Source organism: Mucilaginibacter gossypii, from assembly GCF_900100945.1.
Taxonomy (GTDB): Bacteria; Bacteroidota; Bacteroidia; order Sphingobacteriales; family Sphingobacteriaceae; genus Mucilaginibacter; species Mucilaginibacter gossypii.
On the sequence record NZ_FNCG01000003.1, the window covers coordinates 203,596 to 224,523 of the forward strand.

18 protein-coding genes are annotated in these 20,928 nt (G+C 41.2%); 9 read left to right on the forward strand and 9 right to left on the reverse strand.

What is annotated here, in order from left to right; translation table 11 throughout:
• Positions 1-151 precede the first annotated feature (151 nt).
• Positions 152-1,861, forward strand: coding sequence for a GMC oxidoreductase (locus BLS28_RS06975; protein WP_091163897.1), 1,710 nt, complete (start codon positions 152-154; stop codon positions 1,859-1,861).
• A gap of 140 nt (positions 1,862-2,001) precedes the next feature.
• Positions 2,002-2,718, forward strand: coding sequence for a ThuA domain-containing protein (locus BLS28_RS06980; protein WP_091163900.1), 717 nt, complete (start codon positions 2,002-2,004; stop codon positions 2,716-2,718).
• Positions 2,719-2,849: 131 nt separating this feature from the next.
• On the opposite strand, the gene BLS28_RS06985 is transcribed toward BLS28_RS06980, so the two are convergent.
• The 4 genes from BLS28_RS06985 to BLS28_RS07000 form a co-directional block, all read right to left on the reverse strand.
• Positions 2,850-4,109, reverse strand: a complete 1,260-nt coding sequence (locus BLS28_RS06985; protein WP_091163903.1) for a nucleoside permease — start codon at positions 4,107-4,109, stop codon at positions 2,850-2,852.
• 213 nt (positions 4,110-4,322) lie between these two features.
• Positions 4,323-4,922: a bifunctional nuclease family protein gene (locus BLS28_RS06990; RefSeq protein WP_091164922.1), complete on the reverse strand. Its 600-nt coding sequence runs from the start codon at positions 4,920-4,922 to the stop codon at positions 4,323-4,325.
• Between the two features lie 23 nt (positions 4,923-4,945).
• A complete protein-coding gene (locus BLS28_RS06995) occupies positions 4,946-5,923 on the reverse strand; it encodes an electron transfer flavoprotein subunit alpha/FixB family protein (RefSeq protein ID WP_091163906.1) in 978 nt (325 codons plus the stop codon).
• A gap of 29 nt (positions 5,924-5,952) precedes the next feature.
• Positions 5,953-6,690 carry an electron transfer flavoprotein subunit beta/FixA family protein gene (locus BLS28_RS07000; RefSeq protein WP_091163908.1) on the reverse strand — a complete coding sequence of 246 codons (738 nt, stop codon included), beginning with the start codon at positions 6,688-6,690 and terminating at the stop codon, positions 5,953-5,955.
• A gap of 45 nt (positions 6,691-6,735) precedes the next feature.
• Between BLS28_RS07000 and BLS28_RS07005 the strand changes: the two genes are divergently transcribed.
• Positions 6,736-7,077, forward strand: coding sequence for a tetratricopeptide repeat protein (locus BLS28_RS07005; RefSeq protein ID WP_091163911.1), 342 nt, complete (start codon positions 6,736-6,738; stop codon positions 7,075-7,077).
• A gap of 176 nt (positions 7,078-7,253) precedes the next feature.
• Entirely contained in the window at positions 7,254-8,453 is a 1,200-nt protein-coding gene (gene chrA / locus BLS28_RS07010; RefSeq protein WP_091163913.1) for a chromate efflux transporter, read from the forward strand.
• A 78-nt stretch (positions 8,454-8,531) separates the two neighbouring features.
• On the opposite strand, the gene dnaB is transcribed toward chrA, so the two are convergent.
• The gene (gene dnaB, locus BLS28_RS07015) at positions 8,532-10,097 is read right to left on the reverse strand and encodes a replicative DNA helicase (RefSeq protein ID WP_091163915.1); all 1,566 of its coding nucleotides are present in this window, start codon (positions 10,095-10,097) and stop codon (positions 8,532-8,534) included.
• Between the two features lie 305 nt (positions 10,098-10,402).
• Between dnaB and rlmB the strand changes: the two genes are divergently transcribed.
• Positions 10,403-11,173, forward strand: a complete 771-nt coding sequence (gene rlmB, locus BLS28_RS07020) for a 23S rRNA (guanosine(2251)-2'-O)-methyltransferase RlmB (protein ID WP_091163917.1) — start codon at positions 10,403-10,405, stop codon at positions 11,171-11,173.
• A 153-nt stretch (positions 11,174-11,326) separates the two neighbouring features.
• On the opposite strand, the gene BLS28_RS07025 is transcribed toward rlmB, so the two are convergent.
• Entirely contained in the window at positions 11,327-12,412 is a 1,086-nt protein-coding gene (locus tag BLS28_RS07025) for a mannose-1-phosphate guanylyltransferase (RefSeq protein WP_090525993.1), read from the reverse strand.
• A gap of 260 nt (positions 12,413-12,672) precedes the next feature.
• Between BLS28_RS07025 and recQ the strand changes: the two genes are divergently transcribed.
• Positions 12,673-14,865 (forward strand): DNA helicase RecQ, encoded by a 2,193-nt coding sequence (gene recQ, locus BLS28_RS07030; protein ID WP_091164924.1) that lies wholly within the window; start codon positions 12,673-12,675, stop codon positions 14,863-14,865.
• A gap of 88 nt (positions 14,866-14,953) precedes the next feature.
• On the opposite strand, the gene BLS28_RS07035 is transcribed toward recQ, so the two are convergent.
• Both BLS28_RS07035 and BLS28_RS07040 read right to left on the reverse strand, forming a co-directional pair.
• On the reverse strand, positions 14,954-16,858 hold the full coding sequence (locus BLS28_RS07035) for an OmpA family protein (protein WP_091163918.1): 1,905 nt from the start codon (positions 16,856-16,858) through the stop codon (positions 14,954-14,956).
• Between the two features lie 38 nt (positions 16,859-16,896).
• Entirely contained in the window at positions 16,897-17,520 is a 624-nt protein-coding gene (locus tag BLS28_RS07040; protein WP_091163920.1) for a 7-carboxy-7-deazaguanine synthase QueE, read from the reverse strand.
• A gap of 322 nt (positions 17,521-17,842) precedes the next feature.
• On the opposite strand from BLS28_RS07040, the gene BLS28_RS07045 reads away from it, so the two are divergent.
• The 3 genes from BLS28_RS07045 (at position 17,843) to BLS28_RS07055 (ending at position 19,739) form a co-directional block, all read left to right on the forward strand.
• The gene (locus tag BLS28_RS07045) at positions 17,843-18,607 is read left to right on the forward strand and encodes a hypothetical protein (protein ID WP_091163922.1); all 765 of its coding nucleotides are present in this window, start codon (positions 17,843-17,845) and stop codon (positions 18,605-18,607) included.
• A 77-nt stretch (positions 18,608-18,684) separates the two neighbouring features.
• The gene (locus BLS28_RS07050) at positions 18,685-19,407 is read left to right on the forward strand and encodes a hypothetical protein (protein ID WP_091163924.1); all 723 of its coding nucleotides are present in this window, start codon (positions 18,685-18,687) and stop codon (positions 19,405-19,407) included.
• A complete protein-coding gene (locus BLS28_RS07055; protein ID WP_091163926.1) occupies positions 19,404-19,739 on the forward strand; it encodes a Rieske (2Fe-2S) protein in 336 nt (111 codons plus the stop codon). The genes BLS28_RS07050 and BLS28_RS07055 overlap by 4 nt, the downstream gene beginning before the upstream one ends.
• 62 nt (positions 19,740-19,801) lie before the next feature.
• On the opposite strand, the gene BLS28_RS07060 is transcribed toward BLS28_RS07055, so the two are convergent.
• Complete coding sequence (locus BLS28_RS07060; protein ID WP_091163929.1) at positions 19,802-20,683, reverse strand: bifunctional 5,10-methylenetetrahydrofolate dehydrogenase/5,10-methenyltetrahydrofolate cyclohydrolase; 882 nt, start codon at positions 20,681-20,683, stop codon at positions 19,802-19,804.
• Positions 20,684-20,928 lie beyond the last annotated feature (245 nt).

The following is a 20,928-nucleotide window of genomic DNA, read 5'->3' on the forward strand; positions in this document are numbered from 1 at the left end:
TAGGAGATTAAAGGATGTTTGAATCCAGACTTTCCATCAAGTCAATCCTTCAATCAAAAAAAACATGGTTCTTTTTCTTCACAATCGATTGCTATATCGATTTTTAATTAATATAATTGTTTTATCCAATTTCAAAACCAATTTATAAACTATGCCATTAAGTAATATAAACGGCAAGGCTAAGGCTAATAATACCTATGATGCCATTGTAATAGGGTCAGGCATCAGCGGTGGCTGGGCAGCAAAAGAGTTATCCGAACTTGGCTTGAAAACCATTATGCTTGAACGGGGCCGAAACTTTGAGCATATTAAAGATTATAAAACTGCTAATCAGGACCCCTGGGACCGACATCATGCCGGAAAGCCAACGCAAGCCCAACGTAAACAACGCCCCGTAATTTCACGTAATTGGGGAGCTTCCGAACCTATTATGGATTACTGGACCGATGAGCAGGCCGCACCATACACCGAGATCAAACCTTTTAATTGGTGGCGATCATACCAGCTTGGCGGCCGCTCTATTTTATGGGGAAGGCAAAGTTATCGCTGGAGCGATTTTGATTTTGAAGCCAACGTTAAAGATGGCTGGGCTATTGACTGGCCCATCCGATATAAGGACCTTGCACCCTGGTATGATCATGTGGAGAAATTTGCAGGCATCAGTGGTTCGCTTGAAGGGTTACCGCAATTACCTGATGGGCATTATTTGCCACCCATGGATATGAACGTGGTAGAAAAAGACGTAGCTGCCCGTATCAAGAAAAATTATAATGGTACAAGGCATATGATCATCGGTCGTACAGCCAACTTAACAGCTGCTATTCCGGGGCGTACCGCATGCCAGTTCAGGAACAGGTGCTGGGAGGGCTGTCCGTTTGGTGGCTACTTTAGTACGCAATCATCAACTTTGCCTGCAGCGCTGGCTACCGGAAATTTAACAGTAAGGCCATATTCCATCGTTACTAAAATATTATACGATAAGGATACCAAAAAGGCCAAAGGGGTAGAGGTGCTTGATGCCGAAACCAATCAAACCTATGAATACTATTCAAAAATAGTTTTTGTTAATGCCTCGGCCTTAAACAGTGCGTGGGTTTTGATGAATTCGGCAACAGATATTTGGCCGGATGGTTTAGGCAGCAGCAGCGGCGAACTTGGGCATAATATCATGGATCATCATTATAATCTGGGTGCAAGCGGACTGGTTGAAGGGTTTGAGGATAAATATTACTACGGCCGCCGTGCTAATGGCATTTACATACCCCGTTTTACCAACCTGTTTGGCGATAAGCGCGATTACCTGCGAGGTTTCGGTTATCAGGGTGCGGCAAGCCGCATGGGATGGAGCCGTGAAATTGCGGAATACAATATTGGAGCTCAATATAAAGATGCGCTTACCGAACCAGGTCCATGGACAATTGGCATAGGTGGCTTTGGCGAACTGTTGCCTTACCACGAAAATAAGATCACCCTTGATAAAACCCGCAAGGACAAATGGGGATTGCCAATTTTGGCGATGGATGCCGAGATTAAAGAAAATGAAAAGAAAATGCGTATTGATATTGTGAAGGAAGCTAAAGCCATGCTTGAAAGTGCCGGCGTAAAGAACGTTGAAACGCACGACCGCGGTCATAACGTTGGTGATGGTATTCACGAAATGGGTACTGCAAGGATGGGACGTGATCCTAAAACTTCGGTACTTAATGGTAATAATCAGGTATGGGATGCCAAAAACGTTTTTGTTACCGATGGTGCGGCTATGACTTCGGCAGCTTGTCAAAATCCATCATTAACGTATATGGCTATGACGGCCCGCGCTGCTCATTTTGCAGTAGATGAATTGAAGAAAGGAAATTTATAATTTGGTGATTAGTGAGCGGTTGATTAGGTGAATGGTTTGGCTCCAATTCTCAAGGTTTCATTAACCACTAACTTGATCAACCATTCACTAAACATAAAACTCAATACTCACTTAATCAATATATCAACCACTCACCAACTATGAAAAAGCTACTTACCATTTGCCTTTTAATAGGCGCACTAATAAGCCAGGTACTTGCTAAAGATAAAGTACTGATATTTTGCAAAACCGCGGGATTCCCTCATAAATCAATAGCGGTAGGCGTAACTGCAATAATTAAACTTGGTCAGGAAAATAATTTTGATACAGATAGTACCACTGATGCCACGAGGTTTACCATCGATAATTTAAAACAATATAAGGCGGTGATATTTTTAAACACCACCGGCGATGTTTTAAATGATGCCCAACAAACTGCATTTGAGCAATATATTAAGGCCGGCGGCGGTTTTGTTGGTGTACATTCCGCAACAGACACCGAGTATGATTGGCCATGGTATGGTAAACTGGTAGGGGCTTATTTTAAAAGTCATCCAAAACAACAGGAAGCAACGTTAAATGTGGTCGACCGTAATTTTATTGCCACTAAACATCTGCCTGAAACCTGGAAGCGATGGGACGAATGGTATAACTATAAATGGATTGGTAATGATTTGCACGTACTGATCAAGATAGATGAGAAAAGCTACACTGGTGGCGAAAACGGCGATAATCACCCCATGGCCTGGTATCATAACTTCGATGGCGGCAGGGCTTTTTATACCGAATTAGGTCATACTGATGAATCATATGCTGATCCATTATATTTGAACCATCTGTTAGGTGGTATCAAATATGCAATGGGTTGGAAGAAGTAGTCTGAACCGGGATTTGGGGAGATTTTTTGGATTTCCCGGATAACATGCAATAGAGAGGGCTCACGATAATTCGTGAGCCCTCTCTATTTAAGTAAGAAAATCCTTTAATCCCCCAAATCCTGATTCAGGAATTACGCATGTTGTATCGCTTCAACAAGTGCCTTATTGTGCTTATATCTGAATACGAAAGGGAAAACAATGGCTATTGCCAGTGCGTAGCCTGCAAAGGTAAGCCAGATGCCATGCCAGTCTTTACCACCGCCCGGCAGCAAAAAGAAATTATCAATGATAAGTCCGCTTGCTATGCTTCCGAAAAAAGCCCCGAAGCCATTTACCATCATCATAAACAAGCCCTGTGCGCTCGCTCTGATATCTGGAGTGGCCTGTGTTTCAACGAAAAGTGAGCCAGATATATTGAAGAAATCGAAGGCCATACCATAAACAATGCATGATAAAATGATCATCCATAAACCGCCAGCCGGATCGCCAAAGGCAAAAAGGCCAAATCGTAACACCCAGGCCAGCATACTGAATAACATTACATACTTAATACCGAATTTGCGCAGAAAGAACGGGATCAGTAAAATAAAAAAGGTTTCAGAAAACTGGGAGATGGACATAATAATGGCCGGATATTTTACACCGAATGAACTTTTATAAGCAGGGATTTTTGAAAAATCATGAATGAATGGATCGCCATAAGCATTTGTGAGTTGGAGCGCGGCACCAAGCAAAAGCGAAAACGCAAAGAATATCGCAAATTTAGGGTCTTTGAATAACGCAAAAGCATTAAGACCCAACGAATCGACCAATGACTTTTTGGGTGCTTTTTCCGAAAGTGGTGGACATTTGGGAAGGCTAAAGGAATAAATTCCCAATGCTAAAGCTACCGCTGAAGCAATATAAAATTGGTTTGAAGAAGCTTCGTTATGAGTTATACTTACCGTCCATAATGCAACTATAAAGCCAACTGTTCCCCATATTCTAATAGGGGGATAGTCTTTTACGACATCTTTATTGTTGCTTTTTAACGCTGAGTAGGCCACGGTTATAGATAACGAAAGGGTCGGCATATAAAAGACCATGTTTAGTAACATCACCCAAAAAAATGCTGATGGGTTGGTAGTTTGCGGCAAGGTAAACAGTGTGCAGGCACCGAGAATATGCATAAGGCCATATAGTTTTTCCGCGTTGATAAATCTGTCAGCAATGATGCCAGTGAGAGCCGGCATAAAGATGGCTGAAATCCCCATTGTGCTAAATATAGCCCCAAATTGAGAGAATGACCAATTTTTTGTAAGCGAGCAGTATGTACCTATTGTAAGCAACCAGGCACCCCAGATAAAAAATTGCATAAAATTCATCAGTATTAAGCGGAACTTAATATTCATACGGTACCGGGTTTAAATAATTTTAGTCAGTGTTAAATTAAAAGCGGAAAGTAGTGAAATAAATGTAAATCAGAAAGCTACAAGTGTAGAAATTACGATTGTTAAACAGAAACCCAGGGGTGAGTTTCTGTTCTATGTCCATTCACGATTAAATTATATTCTTTGAAAAAGTACATTCGGCTAAATCCGAAATAGAAAATCCGAACTCCGAAATCAGGAAGCTTTACGCTTGTTCAGTTCATCGCGGATCTTCGCTGCTTTTTCGTATGATTCTTCGGCGAGGGCTTCCTGAAGTTTGGTTTTGAGCTCTTCAGTACTGATGGAAGCATAACCGCTCACCGATGCACTCACCGATTTTTCTTCGGGCGTTTCGTTGATATTTTCCAGATAAACAAAATCGTTGCCCTCTATAACAATGCCCGCAGTTGAAAGAATAAATTCATAAGTGAAGATAGGGCAGTCAAAGCGTACAGCTACTGCAATAGCGTCAGAAGTGCGGGCATCTATTTCTACAGAACGCTTTCCGTCGCTGCAAACCAGTTTGGCATAAAATATCCCATCAACCAAATTATAGATGATCACTTCCTGAACTTCAATCTGGTAAGCCTGGGCGAAGCTTTTGAACAGGTCGTGCGTAAGCGGGCGGCTTGGGGTCATTTTTTCTATTTCGATAGCGATAGCCTGAGCTTCAAAGCTTCCGATGATAATAGGCAAGCGACGACGGCCGCTAACCTCGCCTAAAACAAGTGCATAGGCGCCCGATTGAGTTTGACTGTATGATAAGCCGACAATATCAAGCTTTATTTTTTTCATGTTATTCCCCATCACACCTGTATTTATGCTGAAGCTTTATATTCTTTAACGGCTGTTATTAATTTAGGGAGTACTTCAAACGCGTCGCCCACAATTCCGTAATCTGCCACCTTAAAAAACGGTGCTTCCGGATCTTTGTTTATGACTACAATAACTTTTGATGAACTTACCCCGGCCAGGTGTTGAATTGCACCTGAAATACCGACTGCAATATACAAATTTGGACTGACAGCTATACCGGTTTGTCCAACGTGTTCGCTATGCGGCCTCCAGCCAGCATCTGATACAGGTTTTGAACATGCAGTAGCTGCGCCTAAAAGTTCGGCAAGTTCTTCTATCATGCCCCAGTTTTCGGGGCCTTTTAAACCGCGACCGCCCGAAACAACGATTTCAGCATCAGGCAATGAAACTTTATCCGTTGAACGAACGATTTCTTTAATCATCGCCTTAAAGTCTGAAGCTTTAGTTTCAACACGAAAGTCCTCAACCTGGGCAGTACCGCCAGTTTCAACAACTTTATAAGAGTTGGGTACAAGCGCAATAACTTTTATGGCGGAGGTAAGCTCGACAGTTGCGAAAGCTTTACCTGAAAATGCTGTCTTTTTTACTTTAAACGAGCCGCCTGTCTGTTCAGGTAAAGCAACCGCTCCGTCGGCAACACCGGCTTCCAGTTTAATACCTATACGGGGCGCTAAACCTCGGCCGGAAAAGGTGTTTGATAGTACCACAACCGCCGAACCTTCTTTTTTGGCCGCCTCGGCTATGACAGAGGCGTAGGCCTGGTTTACAAATTCCTTCAATTTATCTCCTGATACATTAAGCACTTTATTTACACCGTATTTACTTAATAAAGCTAATTCGGTGGCGTCAACGTTGCCTATTGAAACAGCGGTAAGGGAAGTATTATTTTGATCGGCAATGGCGCGGGCATAAGAAACGGCTTCAAAAACTGATTTCTTGAATTTGCCCCCGGTATTTTCCGCATATATTAAAACTGACATATTTATCTGTTAATGATTTAGATCATAATTTATATAACACGCGCTTCGGTATGCAGCAGCTCAACCAGTTTAGCAGTATCATCAGCAGGTATAAGCTTCACCTGGCCGCGTGGAGCAGGTGTTTCATAACTAATGATCTCCGAAAATGTTTTTATCTCAACCGGTTCAACAACTGTAAGTGGCTTGGTTCGGGCAGACATAATGCCGCGCATATTGGGTATTTTGGGTTCGGCCACACCTTCGGCCGTACCGGCTACAAAAGGATAGGGAATAGTTAAAACCTCTTTACCACCTTCAATCTCGCGCTCAACGGTTGCCTCTGTGTCAGCGGCATCTAATTTTTTAATGATGGATACCGATGGCAGATCAAGCAGTTCGCCAAGCATACCAGCAACTTTTGATCCATTATAATCAATAGATTCACGACCTGTCAGGATCAGATCAAAAGGATTTGATTTTACATATTGCGCAATCTGATATGCTACATACCAGGCATCGTGCGGTTTAGCACTTATTCGTACCGCGTCGGTAGCGCCAATGGCCAGGGCTTTACGTATAGTGGCTTCTGTATTGGCTTCCCCAATATTTATTACAGTTACTGTACCTTTACCGCCGTCGGTTAGTTCAATGGCGCGGGCAAGTGCAATTTCATCATAAGGGTTAAGTATAAACTGAACCCCGTTTGTATTAAATTGCGTGTTATTATCAGTAAAAGTTATTTTTGTGGTGGTATCAGGAACATTACTTACACATACCAGAATCTTCATATCAATAGGTTTTTGCAAATTTAGTTAAAAAAGATAGAGTTTAAAATGGAGTTAAGCAGATTGAATAAGCTGTTGGAATTTATAAAAAATGAACCGGATGATGAGTTTCTGAAATATGCCCTGGCAACTGAATATCTGCGTCTGAATGAGACAGATAAGGCACTTGCCTATTATGAAGACCTGGTAAATAACCACCCCGGCTATACAGGTACCTATTATCATTTGGGTAAGCTTTATGAAGCGTTAAACCGAAAGGATGACGCCATTAAAACTTATGAAACCGGCATGAAAATGACAAAAGAAAAGCGCGATAACCATGCTTTTTCTGAATTGCAGGCAGTATACCGGCAAGCAATAGGTTTTGAAGAAGACGATGACGATTATTAGCCTTTAGGGTTCATAGTTGATGGTTCATAGTTCATGGCAACTGAATAATGACCTTTAGGTTTTAGCTTTATAAACTAAATGAGTTTACTTATAATAATTGATATTAGGCTATAAAGCATGGTCTTAAGAGCCATCACCACAAACTATGAACCATCAACTATGATCTTTTTTAAAGAATGAAAAAACGGCAACTTATATTCCTTCGGGATGTGCTAATTTATACTTTTACCGCTTTTGGCGGGCCGCAGGCCCACATTGCTGTTTTACTGCGCGAGTTTGTTGAAAAACGAAAATATATTACCGAAGATGAGTTGATGGAGCTTAATGCCTTATCGCAGGTATTGCCCGGCCCTTCGTCAACCCAAACGCTGGTTGGGATAGCCTGGAAAGTGGGTGGACTTAGGCTGGCTATTATTACATTTTTAATTTGGATACTGCCCTCGGCCACTATTATGTGTATGGCGGCTATCAGTTACAGTATGGTTGCTAATAAGGCCAAATTTGCTCATGTAATCAGTTATGTACAGCCTATAGCGGTAGGCATAGTTGCTTATGCCACTTATACATTTGCCAACAAATTTTTAAAAACCAGGATCAGCACCATGCTGGCTATTGGTTCACTGATTGTGACACTCATCCTTCAAAATGCTTATGCCTTTCCGATACTGATATTGCTTGGCGGCATTATATCATCGGCCATGGAAACTCAGCAGCATGAAAACGAATTGAGGGTAAAGCTGTATTCAAATGTAAACCCTAATAAAGTAGCTTACTTTATAGGTATTCTGCTTTTTTTTGCTGCTTTAGGTGCGGTTGTAAATCAAACGTCCCCATTAAGTTTACCAATCCGTTTATTTGAAAACTTTTACCGCAACGGCATTCTTATTTTTGGAGGAGGACAGGTGCTGGTACCACTCATGTATACCGAATTTGTTGAGGTTAAGCATTACTTAAGCCGGTCGGAGTTTTTGTCGGGATATGCCTTGCAGCAGGCTTTGCCCGGGCCTACATTTTCATTTACTTCGTTTTTGGGCGGCATAACGCTTGGCAACAAGGGATACACTATTTGGGGGCAGGTAATTGGGAGCCTGGTTGCTGTTATTGGCATCAATACACCAGGCCTTATCCTTATCCTGTTTATTGTGCCGTTTTGGGAGGATCTGAAGAAGATTACACGTATAAAAAACTCACTGAGCGGTATAAATGCAGTAGCTGTAGGTTTTATGGCAACTGCGCTGATTTTACTGGTAAGGCCTTTTGGCTTAAATTGGACAGCCTATGCCTTAATGATCGGCACCTTCCTGGTGCTGCATTTTACCAAAATAAAAACACCGATAGTGATCATTATCGGTGTGGTTTTAGGAATAATATTTTGATTTGCGATTTCGCATTTTTGATTTCGGATATTGTCTTTAAATAAATCCCAAATCGAAAATCCCACATTCGAAATGAGATTAAAACGGAGGCTCATCATCTATGTCGTCCATTCTTGAAGGACGTATAATGAAGTTACTCTGCTTTTCAAAATCCTGCGAAGGGGCAAGGCCTGCGAAAGCGTTACCTGCGGGAGGGGGGAAGCCATCCATACCTTCTTCAAGATTTGTGAACTTAACATATTTGCCCACAAATTTAAGCCGAACAGTACCTGTTTCACCGTTACGGTGCTTGGCTATAATTACCTCGCCCACACCCTGGGTTGGATTACCGTCCTCATCTTCGGTCAGACCATAATATTCTGGACGATAGAGGAATAATACCATGTCGGCGTCCTGCTCAATAGCGCCCGATTCACGTAAGTCTGAAAGCATTGGTCTTTTTGAGTTGCCCGGCCGGCTTTCAACCGCACGGCTTAACTGCGAAAGTGCAATTACCGGCACACTGAGCTCCTTGGCAACTGATTTTAAAGCACGAGAAATGCTACTGATTTCCTGCTCACGGTTGCCCCCGCCACCTTTGCCTTCAGCTTTGCCATGCATCAGCTGTAAGTAGTCGATAATGATTAACTGGATATCATACTGTGATTTTAAGCGGCGGCATTTTGCCCTGAACTCAAAGATGTTTAGGGCAGGTGTATCATCAATGATGAACGTTGCTTTTTCAAGCCTGCCAATTTTAGAGTGTACCTGCTGCCATTCCCATTCTTCAAGCGTGCCTTTACGGATTTTTTCCTGCTCAATTTCTGCCTCGCCAGCTATCAAACGGTTAACTAACTGTACAGACGACATCTCCAGCGAAAACACCACAACTGGCTTGTCAAAATCAACCGCTGCGTTACGGGCACAGCTTAATACAAAAGCTGTTTTACCCATCGCCGGACGTGCCGCAATGATCACCAGATCTGATTTTTGCCAACCTGACGTCATCCGGTCAAGGTTGGTAAAGCCAGAGGCGACACCTGTTAAGCCATCCTTTTTATCCTTCAGGGCTTCAATATCGCGTAGGGCCTCATGAACAAGATCGTCCATATTACGGGCATCCCGGCGTAAATTGCTCTGGGCTATTTCAAACAGATTTTTTTCGGCCATATCCAGCAGGTCGAATACATCTGCAGTATCCTCATATGCATTGTTGATCACCTCTGTAGAAATGCGGATCAGTTCGCGCTGAATAAATTTTTGAATGATGATGCGCGAATGGAATTCGATATTGGCGGCCGATGCAACGCGGCTTGTAAGTTCAGTGATATAGTAAGCACCGCCAACCATTTCCAGCTCGCCAAGCCTGCGCAATTCGGCAGTCACGGTAAGGATATCTACAGGCTGTGTTTTTTCAAACAAGATTTTTATTGCAGAAAAAATCTTTTGGTGATTGGTTTGATAAAAAACTTCGGGTTTTAAAACATCTATAACAGATGAAAGGGCATCTTTCTCCAGCATAAGGGCGCCTAAAACTGCTTCCTCCAAGTCCGTAGCCTGTGGCTGCAATTTGCCGCCTGCAATGAATGGGGTAGGATTGGGGATCCGGCTGCGGCGTTCAAAAGTATTTGGCTTGTTATACTGGTTGTTATTCTCAAAACTCATAAGGGTACAAAAATATACAAAAAACGCTTCGACAGGCAAAGTAAACACCTAACATAGTGTATCGGTATTTTAAAATAATCATACACAGGGTGATAATTTTAAGGTTTTTAATAAACACCTCAGTGTTGATAACTTTTTAAGGGAATTTGGGCTGATTGATTTTCAGCTAATTGAGTCAATGTTAATAAAGTTTTCAAGTGTTGATAGCATCTGCACTCAAACGCCGGTAAACCCAAAAGGGTTATCAGTTCAATAACGGCTTAATCAATTAATATAGCTACTTTTGCCAAAATTTAAATCATAAAATGGCATTTAATTCAAGGCCTCAGCGCGAAAGCAATCAGATGGTTTTTGGTATCAGGGCGGTAGTAGAAGCGATTCGCTCGGGTAAAGAGATTGAGGCGTTATTTATACAGCGAGGCATAGGCGGTGGCCTGATACAGGAGCTTAAAGAACTGATGAACGAATATCAGATAACCGCACAGCAGGTTCCGGTTGAAAAACTAAACCGCATTACCCAGAAAAATCACCAGGGAGTTATAGCTGTGATTTCGCCTATTGTTTATCAAAAGATAGAGAACATCATTCCAGAAGTATTTGAAAAGGGGGAAACGCCGTTAATTTTAGTTTTAGACAGCATTACTGATGTAAGGAACATGGGTGCGATTGCCCGTACTGCCGAATGTGCCGGTGTGCATGCCATCGTGATCCCAGCCAAAGGCTCGGCGCAGATAAATCCTGATGCCATTAAAACATCGGCCGGCGCATTATACAAAATTCCTGTTTGCCGGCATGATAATTTTATGCAAACTGTACGCTTCCTCCAGGAATCGGGCTTGCAACTGGTTTGTTGTACCGAGAAAACACAGGATAATATTTACACTCCGGATTATACCGTACCTACTGCCATCGTTATGGGATCGGAAGAAGACGGCATTCGTAACGAGATCATCCGGATCTCCGACCACCTGGCCAAGATCCCTATGTTCGGCGAAATTGAATCGTTGAATGTATCGGTATCTACCGGGGTGATTTTGTATGAGGCAGTGAGGCAGAGAACCCCCCCCGCCCCCTAAAGGGGGTGCTTACTTACGGCTGGTTTTTATCTGTCGTATTAAACTTAAAAGTATTTAAACAAGAAAAGCTTTGCCGTGGCAAAGCTTTTCTTGTTTAGCATTACAGCTAAAGAGTGATTGTAAGTAGGTACCCCCTTTAGGGGGCGGAGGGGGCTAAATATACTTCGCTCCAAATTTACTTTTTACATCAGCCACAACCTGTTTGATGTTCTGTTCCTGGTCGCGGGGGCAAATGAGCAGGGAGTTGTTCGATTCTACTACGATATAATCATGCAGCCCCTGCAATATTACCAGTTTTTCGCCCGGCACGTTTACCATGCAGTTTGAAGAGTCATACATGATCACTTTTTCTGCAGGGATAACGGCATTACCTACATAATCCTTTTCGGCAAGGTCATATATTGATGCCCAGGTACCCAGATCGCTCCATCCAAAATCCGAAGGTAATACATACACATTATCTGCTTTTTCCATAATGCCGTAATCTATCGAGATATTAACGCATTGCTGGTAAGCCTTGTGTATATAAGACTTTTCATCGTCTGAGTTATAAACTGGTTTTGCATCAGCAAAGATCTCATGCATTTCGGGCAGGTACTGATTAAAGGCCTTAACAATAGTTTTGGCCGACCAAACAAAGATGCCGGCATTCCATAAAAAGTCGCCGCTTTGAATAAAGGTTTTAGCTATTTCAAGAGTGGGTTTTTCGGTAAAGGTTTTTACTTTATGAAACTCATCATTGATAACGTTATCAGTGTATTGAATATATCCGTAACCGGTATCGGGCCTTGATGGTTTAATGCCCAGGGTTATCAGATAATCATTTGAAGCGGCGGTTTGCAATGATTTTTCGATAGCGGCAACAAAAGCATCCTCATCCAGGATCTGCTGATCGGAAGGGGCTACAACAATAGCTGCATCGGGGTTAAGACTTTCAATTTTAAAACAGCCATAGGCAACACAAGGTGCCGTATTACGCATTACCGGTTCGGTAAGAATCTGCTGATCCTCCATATCGGGCAATTGTTGTTTTACCAGTTTGGTGTAGTTTTCGTTAGTAACAACGTAAATATTTTCTTTGGGGCAAACTTTCAGGAAACGTTCGTAGGTGTTTTGTATTAAGGTTTTACCGGTACCAAGTATATCTATAAACTGTTTAGGGTGCGATGTACGGCTTATCGGCCAAAAGCGGCTTCCAATCCCTCCAGCCATAATTATCGCATAATAGTTTTTATTCATGAGCAAGTAAAGAATTTTAATTTGGTATATCGACCGTAAAAATGTGTAATAATTTGTTAATTATCCATTAAGTGTAGCTAAATAATTTAACGGTGGGCATAACCACAAATTTGTCTGGTTCTTTAAATGAACGAGCAATGAAATTGTTTTTCATCTAATCATCATTTTTGCATAAAATTTAAAAGTAAATCCATCGTTTATTTAGAAAATTTTGTTACTTTAAACTTTTAAATACAATTTAAGAATTTGTTAAAATAATGATAGAAACAAAGAAATCGCTATTTGACAATCTCCAGAATTTTTTCGGGTTTGATAATTTTAAGGGAGAACAGGAAGCGATAATAACCAACATCCTGGCCGGTAATGATACATTCGTTATTATGCCTACCGGTGGCGGCAAATCGATGTGTTATCAGTTACCAGCTTTGATGAGCGATGGCACGGCAATCGTAATTTCACCATTGATAGCCCTGATGAAAAATCAGGTAGATCAGCTTAGGGCGTTTGGAGGATCAGATAGTATAGCCCATTTTTTAAATTCATCACTTACAAAATCAGAGATAGGCAAGGTTAAGGAAGATGTACTGGCAGGGAAAACCAAGTTATTGTACGTGGCCCCCGAATCGTTAACCAAGCAGGAAAATATTGATTTCTTACGCCTTAACCACGTTTCATTCGTGGCGGTAGATGAAGCGCATTGTATTTCGGAGTGGGGGCATGATTTCAGGCCCGAATATCGTAAAATACGCCAGGTGATCAGTAACATAGGCGAAAATATTCCCATAATTGCTCTAACAGCTACGGCTACCCCAAAAGTTCAGCAGGATATTCAAAAAAACCTGCAAATGAATAATGCTACCGTATTTAAATCGTCATTTAACCGGGGCAACCTGTTTTATGAAGTTAGGGCCAAGCGTAATGTTATCAAAGAGATTGTAAAATTTGTAAAACAAAATCAGGGCAAATCGGGAATTGTGTATTGCCTTAGCCGCAAAAAGGTTGAGGAAGTAGCCGAGGCGCTGAACCTTAACGGGGTAAGGGCGTTGCCCTATCACGCAGGGCTTGATCCTAAAGTGCGTGCAGAAACGCAGGACAAATTCCTGATGGAAGATGTTGATGTTATTGTCGCTACGATTGCATTCGGTATGGGTATTGATAAACCCGATGTTCGCTACGTTATACACCATGATGTGCCTAAAAGTATGGAGGGTTACTACCAGGAAACAGGAAGGGCCGGACGTGACGGAGGAGAAGGTGTTTGTGTGGCTTTTTATTCGGAAAAGGATATTGATAAGCTTCAGAAATTTATGAAAGACAAGCCTGTTTCGGAACGCGAAATAGGTACTCAGATACTAAAGGAGGTTATCGATTATTGCGAGTCGTCGGTTTGTCGCCGTAAACAATTATTGCATTATTTTGGCGAAAACTTTAATGAAGCAGGCTGTAATAACATGTGCGATAATTGCTGTACCCATAAAGAACATTTTGATGGGGAGGAGCACCTGCACAGGGCATTAAGTTTGATTAAGCATATTGGCGAAAAGTTTGACGACCACCATATCCTCAGCATATTAATGGGTGAGGAAAATGCTCAGATCAAAAATTATGAGCATGATCAGCTTGACTATTATGGTTCGGGCAAAGAACTAGGTAAAAATCTTTGGAACTCGCTTTTAAGGCAGGCATTACTAAATAATTACATTTCAAAAGATATTGATCAATACGGGCTTTTAAGGCTTACTAAAAGTGGCATAGGCTTTATTGAGAACCCGCACAGTATCCGTTTTGTTTTGAATAAGGTAATGGAGGCTGCTGACGATGACAACGATGACGACGGACCAAAACAAAGCGGCGGTGCACTTGATACCCAGTTGCTGCAAATGCTTAAAGAGCTGCGTAAAAAGCTGGCCAAACAAAAAGGATTGCCACCGTTTGTAATATTCCAGGACCCTTCGTTAGAAGAGATGTGCACTCATTATCCTATCAACACCGAAGAACTTAAACAAATTTCGGGTGTTGGTGCAGGCAAGGCGCTGAAATTTGGTAAACCTTTTACCGATTTGATCCAAAAATATGTAGAGGATAACGATATTGACCGGCCAATTGATATGGTGATTAAGAGTGCTGCCAATAAATCGGCGCTTAAAGTGTTCATTATCCAAAATATCGACAGGCATTTAAACCTTGATGATATTGCTGCTTCAAAAGGTCTTACTTATGAGGAGATCCTGAAAGAAGTTGAAACTATAGTTAACTCAGGAACCAAGCTCAATCTGAACTACTATATTGATGAGGTGATTGACGAAGATAAGCAGGAAGAAGTATTTGATTATTTCCGCACTGCAGAAGCTGACTCTATTGATGAAGCCTTAGCCGAACTGGGCAGTGATGATTACACCCGTGAAGAGGTGCAGTTAATGCGTATCAAATTCATGTCGGAGTTGGGGAATTAGTTGCTGAAAAGTTCTGATAAAGAAAGCCTTTAGATTAAATTCTGAAGGCTTTTTGCTTTTCCCCTGATTACTGCTGTTGGCTTTAATTTTATTTAGTTATGATCATAAATTCCGTACGCCTGTTCTTTGCCCTGTCTTCCTCTGTTGTATTGGATGCTATCGGTTGCGTTTCACCGTATCCTTTGTAAACAAGGCGGGTAGGGGCAATTCCTTTCGACACGAGATATTGATAAACAGACTTTGCCCTGTTTTCAGATAAGGTTTGGTTACCCTGGTGATTACCTGTATTATCTGTATGGCCTGAGATCTCAATACGGGTAGTTGAGTTTACCCCTAAAAATTCAATGAGCTTGGCAAGTTCGGCTTTTGATTCCTTTTCAAGGTCAAACTTATTAGTATCGAAGAAAATATTTTTAAGGATTACCTTATTGCCAATTTCAATGGGTGATAATAGTGCTACAATGTTAAACGGGCTTTTAATCTTATAATTTTTAAGCGAAAAGTTTTCGGAATAAAACAGATATCCGCTTTTTGAAATATTAAGCGCATAGTTTTTGCCCGACGTTAGTGTGGCTAAAAAGTCCCCCTGTTCATCGTCACTGTAATCCTGGTAAACCGGCAAATTACTTTCCAGGTCAATAATCTCAATTGCAGCTTCAAGGGGGGCTTTCGTCTTTACGTCTTTTACAAAGCCTTTAACATACGTTACCAAATGGGGGCGCAACTTTACAGGCAGCTCGAACTTATAAATATCATAACCGCCCAACCCCTTTAAATTATCCGATGAAAAGAAAGCATAATCTCCGGCGGCAGTTAATGATAAGCCGCCCTCATCACCACTGGTATTGATAGGATATCCAAGGTTTTCGGGTTTTTGCCATTTACCGTCTTTATCCATGCGGCTAACAAACAGGTCCTTGCTACCTAAACCCGGCCAGCCATCGCTGCTAAAATAAAGTGTACTGTCATCAGGGTGAATAAACGGTGATAATTCATTGTAGGGGGTATTAATATTGGGACCCAGGTTTTCAGGTTCGCCCCAGCCTTTTTCACCCAGCCTACTTTTCCAAATGTCATAGCCGCCATAACCGCCTTTACGGTTGCTTACAAAATAAAGCGTGCGGCCATCGGCATTTATCGAGGGTTGAGATTCCCAACCCGACGTATTTACCGGTGGGTTCAGGTCAACAGGTTTCCCCCAGTCATTTCCCCGTTTTTGAGCGATATAAATATCACAACGGCCTAAACCGTCGGGGCGATTGCATCCCGTGAAAAACAGGTATTTACCATCCTGCGATATGGATTGCGCACCTTCGTTATATTTTTCAGTATTAATTTGGTTGCTTAAATAAGTGGCAGTATTCCACTTGCCGTTTATCATTTCGCTTTTATAAAAATCTTCGTTGTTATTGATCTTTCGGGTAAATATCAACGTGCCTTCGTCGGCTGTAGCAACCGGGAGGTACTCGTCATTAACAGTGTTTATTTCAGGGCCAATATTTATAGGTTTAAATGGCACCGGATGTGTCATCGACTGGATGCTGAATTTGGCATCAGCAAGCAGTTTTTTTGCGTAGGTATTGGTTTGAGGGTTGATATCAGGGTAGGTAAGGTATTTTTCGAGGTGTTGCTGGGCCTGTGTATAGCTTGCATCATGGATTTCCATTTCAGCAGCTTTGAGATACACTCCCCTGTTAAATTCCGGACTAAGTGAAATGACTTTAGCGTATTGCTCAACAGCTGGCCTGTACATGCGTTTCATTCGGTACAGATCGGCGAGTAATAACCGCGCTTCTATAAACTTTGAATCTTCGCTAATAGCTTTAAGCGAGTTTTGAATCGCCTCATCATAAAGATGTTCATCAAGGTTTTGATAAGCGGTAGCAAAATATTTTACAGCTTCTTTATTGGATGACGAATACCGGGTTTGCTGCTGGGCGCCAAGCAAAGCAGGTAAACACAATGCAAGCACCAATAATACTGCAATTTTCATTTGTAACTTAGGATAATTAATACCGTAAGTTACAAAGATTATGGAATATTCAGATACTTATGTGTTTGTAGTGAAATTTCCCACTGCGGGTTTTCTTTTACATAATCCACAATCAGCGGGGTCATTTCTTTGGATTTTGACCATTCGGGCTGCAGGTAAAGCTTACAGTCGGGCGATACCATTTTGGCGTGATATTCGGCCCATTCAAAATCGGATTTATTGAAAACGATCACTTTTAACTCGTGGGCACATTCGGCCACGTTTGGCGTAGGCGCTTTGAATTTTTTGGGTGAAAGGCAAATCCAGTCCCAATCGCCCGAAAGCGGATACGCACCTGAAGTTTCAATAAATGTTTTTATTCCCTTTTCGTGCAGGTTGTGGGTCAAATAATCAAGGTTGTAAATAAGCGGCTCGCCACCGGTAACCACAACAGCTTTTGCAGGATGAAGGTCGGCGTTGCTCACAATTGTATCAGCCGCGGTAAGGGGATGCAACTCGGCATCCCAACTTTCTTTAACATCACACCAATGGCAACCTACATCACAGCCGCCAAGGCGAATAAAATATGCGGCTTTGCCCGTATTGTACCCTTCCCCCTGTATCGTATAAAACTCTTCCATTAAAGGAAGCAGCGTGCCGTCGTCTGGTATTTGGTGTGCCATAGTTATTTGAGGGTGCAAAGGTACTGAAATATAGGCGAAAGCTAAAAGGTGAAAGCCAAAAGGTTACACTAATATGGAAGTACCTTAATAAGGCGAAAGGTAAAAGGCCAAAGGTGAAAGGTATTGGCTTTATCATCAAATTACATTATAAAAAAAAATAAAAGTACACGCTAAAATACCTTTTGCCTTTCACCTTTATCCTTTTGCCTTTTTTTATTTTCATTTATAATTGTTATAATTACCTTAATTTTAAGATAACCAATTAAATCCCTTTTCGTAAAATGCAATAACTGTATCGTTAACGCTTAATTTATATCCGGAGATGAAAAAGCTTTACCTTCCTTTATTTTTAATGGCAGTGCTTTGTTTTAGTTCATGTGTAGATATTGAAGAGCATTACGATTTTAAAAGTGACGGGACCTGCAAAGTAGCATACGCTTTTGATATGAGCAGGGCAGTATCTGTATTAGTTAACCTCATGTCTGATTCAGTTAAGGAAACGCCTCAATTTAGTTTGGTTAAGGACACTACGCTTAACTTTTATAGTGCTATACCCGACAGTGCGCAGCAGAAGTTGAAAGCTGAAGAAATTGAAATGGCCAAAAGCAGTGAGCTAACGGTGAATATGAATCTTAAAAAGAGTGTTATGAAAGTAACGCTTAATCATACCGCCAAAAATGCAGCAGACCTGCAATATTACTTACAAAATGTATCAAAAATTGCACTTAATACCCAGATAAGCGCTATTACCACCACCGATAAAACGAATAAGCCATTCGATGCACGGCAAATGGTAGGAGGGCAGGACTACTACTCGTATGATATAACTCCCCATAAATTTTACCGCATCATTGATAAAGCTAAGTTTAACGCTTTTTTAAAGAAAACTCAGGCCACTTTCATGATGGCCAAGGCGATGCTGATCGATATGCCTTATAAAGTGATCCTGAGGTTTGCTCACCCTGTAAAGAAGATCAACAATTCAAAAGCCATGCTCTCGGCCGACAGGAGGGAAGTGACGCTTATTACCAGCATGGACGAGGTAATTAAAAATCCAAATGTGATGAATCTGAAAATTGATTTTTAAAATTGGTTGGCTCAATAAGATTCAGAAATGTTGGCGTAATGTTAGATTTTGAAACTTGCAGTGCATAACTTGTACTCATGAAATCTGATCTTGACCAAATTATCGAATATTTTGAAGGTGAAAAGAAATCGCTTGAAGTGTCAATTAAGAAAAGCCTTGCTGAGTATGACTATTTATATGCCCATTATCAACAGGAAGGCCTTTGGCGTTTAGATAGTCATCTTGGCGCATTAAAGCGTTTTAAAGATCCTTTTTACGTTAAAAAGAGTTTACTTGAAAGATGGATTAGGTGGATGGACTCTTCTTTTGAAGATGGCGAACGTTCTGCTTTTGATAAAGAGCAAAGAGTTGAAACGAGAAATGAACTTAAAAAATTAAACCGGCAGCAAGCAGATCTTTATTTTAATGATAGCCAGGTAATTGACAACGCATTGTTCGATTTGTATGAAAGGCGAATTAGAAAATTCAGGTTGTGTCTGAGCGCGGAAGAAAATTTTAATCTTGATTTTGAAGTTTTCGGAGAGTTTTTAAAAATCAGCCATCAGTTGGATTCACAGTACAATAATTTTATTGATTCGACAGACTTTGATGACGATGATATACCATCTCGATATCCTTTAATAAATCTTGGCTTTAAATGGCATGTAACGGAAAATAAGTTTGTATATTATTATGATATGAACGGGTTTAAAGAAGCCCTGCCAGTAAAGATCTTGTTATCCCGCATAGTTTATGAAAAATTCAGCTTTGATTTGGACAATCCCGATTTAAATCCCTTTGTTAATATATTCGATAAATGAAATGGTATAAAGTTTTGGGATTAGTCTGTATGGAAGGCATATTTATAAAAAAGGTTAAGGTTGGCAGTAAAAGTATTTGCCTCGTAAATTTTGAAAGTAAGCTTTATGCAGTATCAGCAAAATGTCCCCATGCCGGAGCCGATTTAAGCGAAGGCCTATGCGTAAGGCAGCTGATCGTTTGTCCATATCATCGCTATACTTATAATCTTGAAACAGGAAAAGGTGGCGAAGGGCAAAACGATTTTATTGAAACTTACCCGGTTGAAGTAAAGGAGGATGGAGTGTACGTTGGCGTAGCCTCTATTTGGGATAAGTTGAGAGGATTTAAGTGAGGGGTTGATTAAGTGAATGGAAAAAAGGAATCACTCACCTAATCAACCCAATAAACTACTCACTATTTATAAACCTCTTTATTAGCTGAAGCCAATGTGTTTTTAAGCAAACCGACAATGGTCATCAAGCCTACGCCACCCGGTACAGGGGTAATCCATGATGATTTTGGTGCTACGTTTTCAAAATCAACATCGCCGTAAAGTTTAAAGCCCGATTTTGTTGTGGTTGAGATTTCGCGGTTCATACCCACATCAACAACTACTACACCATCTTTAACCATATCGGCAGTAATGAAATTCTTTTTACCGATAGCTACGATCAGGATATCTGCATCAAGTGTGAATTTTTTAATATCAGGTGTGCGACTGTGGCATATGGTTACCGTGCAGTTGCCCGGAGTTGTATTGCGAGCCATCAGGATACTCATTGGTGAGCCAACGATATTGCTGCGACCAACAACCACGCAATGTTTGCCGGCTGTGTCAATGCCGTATTCTTTAAGCATTAAAGTAATACCATAAGGAGTTGCGGGTATAAACGAAGGCAGATTGCGCTGCATACGGCCCAGATTAACCGGGTGAAAACCATCAACATCTTTACGGTGATCAATACGCTCGGTTACTTTTTCGGGGTCGATATGTTTTGGTAGCGGAAGTTGTACGATAATACCGTCGATATCAGAATCAGCATTGAGCTCTTCAACTTTTTTCAGCAGCTCTTCTTCAGTAACATCGTCTTCATAACGCACCAGCGATGATTTGAAGCCAACTTTTTCGCAGTTCTTCATTTTGCTGGCAACGTAAGTTTCGCTGCCGCCGTCATGACCAACCAACACTGCCACCAGGTGAGGCTTCCTGCCGGTTTTTTCTAATATTTTAGCTGCTTCTTCAGCTATTTCAACCTTAAGTTTTTCTGAAACGTATTTTCCGTCTAAAAGCTGCATTGTTAAATGTTTTTTACGAAGTAATCGGGTAACGGGGGCAAATTTAAACTCACCTGTTTTGATTTCAATCGTATTCTTATAAAAGGCCTGTTATCCAGGGACAGTTTTAATGTGTGATTTTGATTTATTTTGCTAATGATACTTTCAATGGTTTCTGTTTTATTGTTCAGGAGCATTTCAAATATAATTTTATTTGAAATAGCGGCTTTATTGAAAGCATCAATGTAATATTTCGGTTCGTCGCG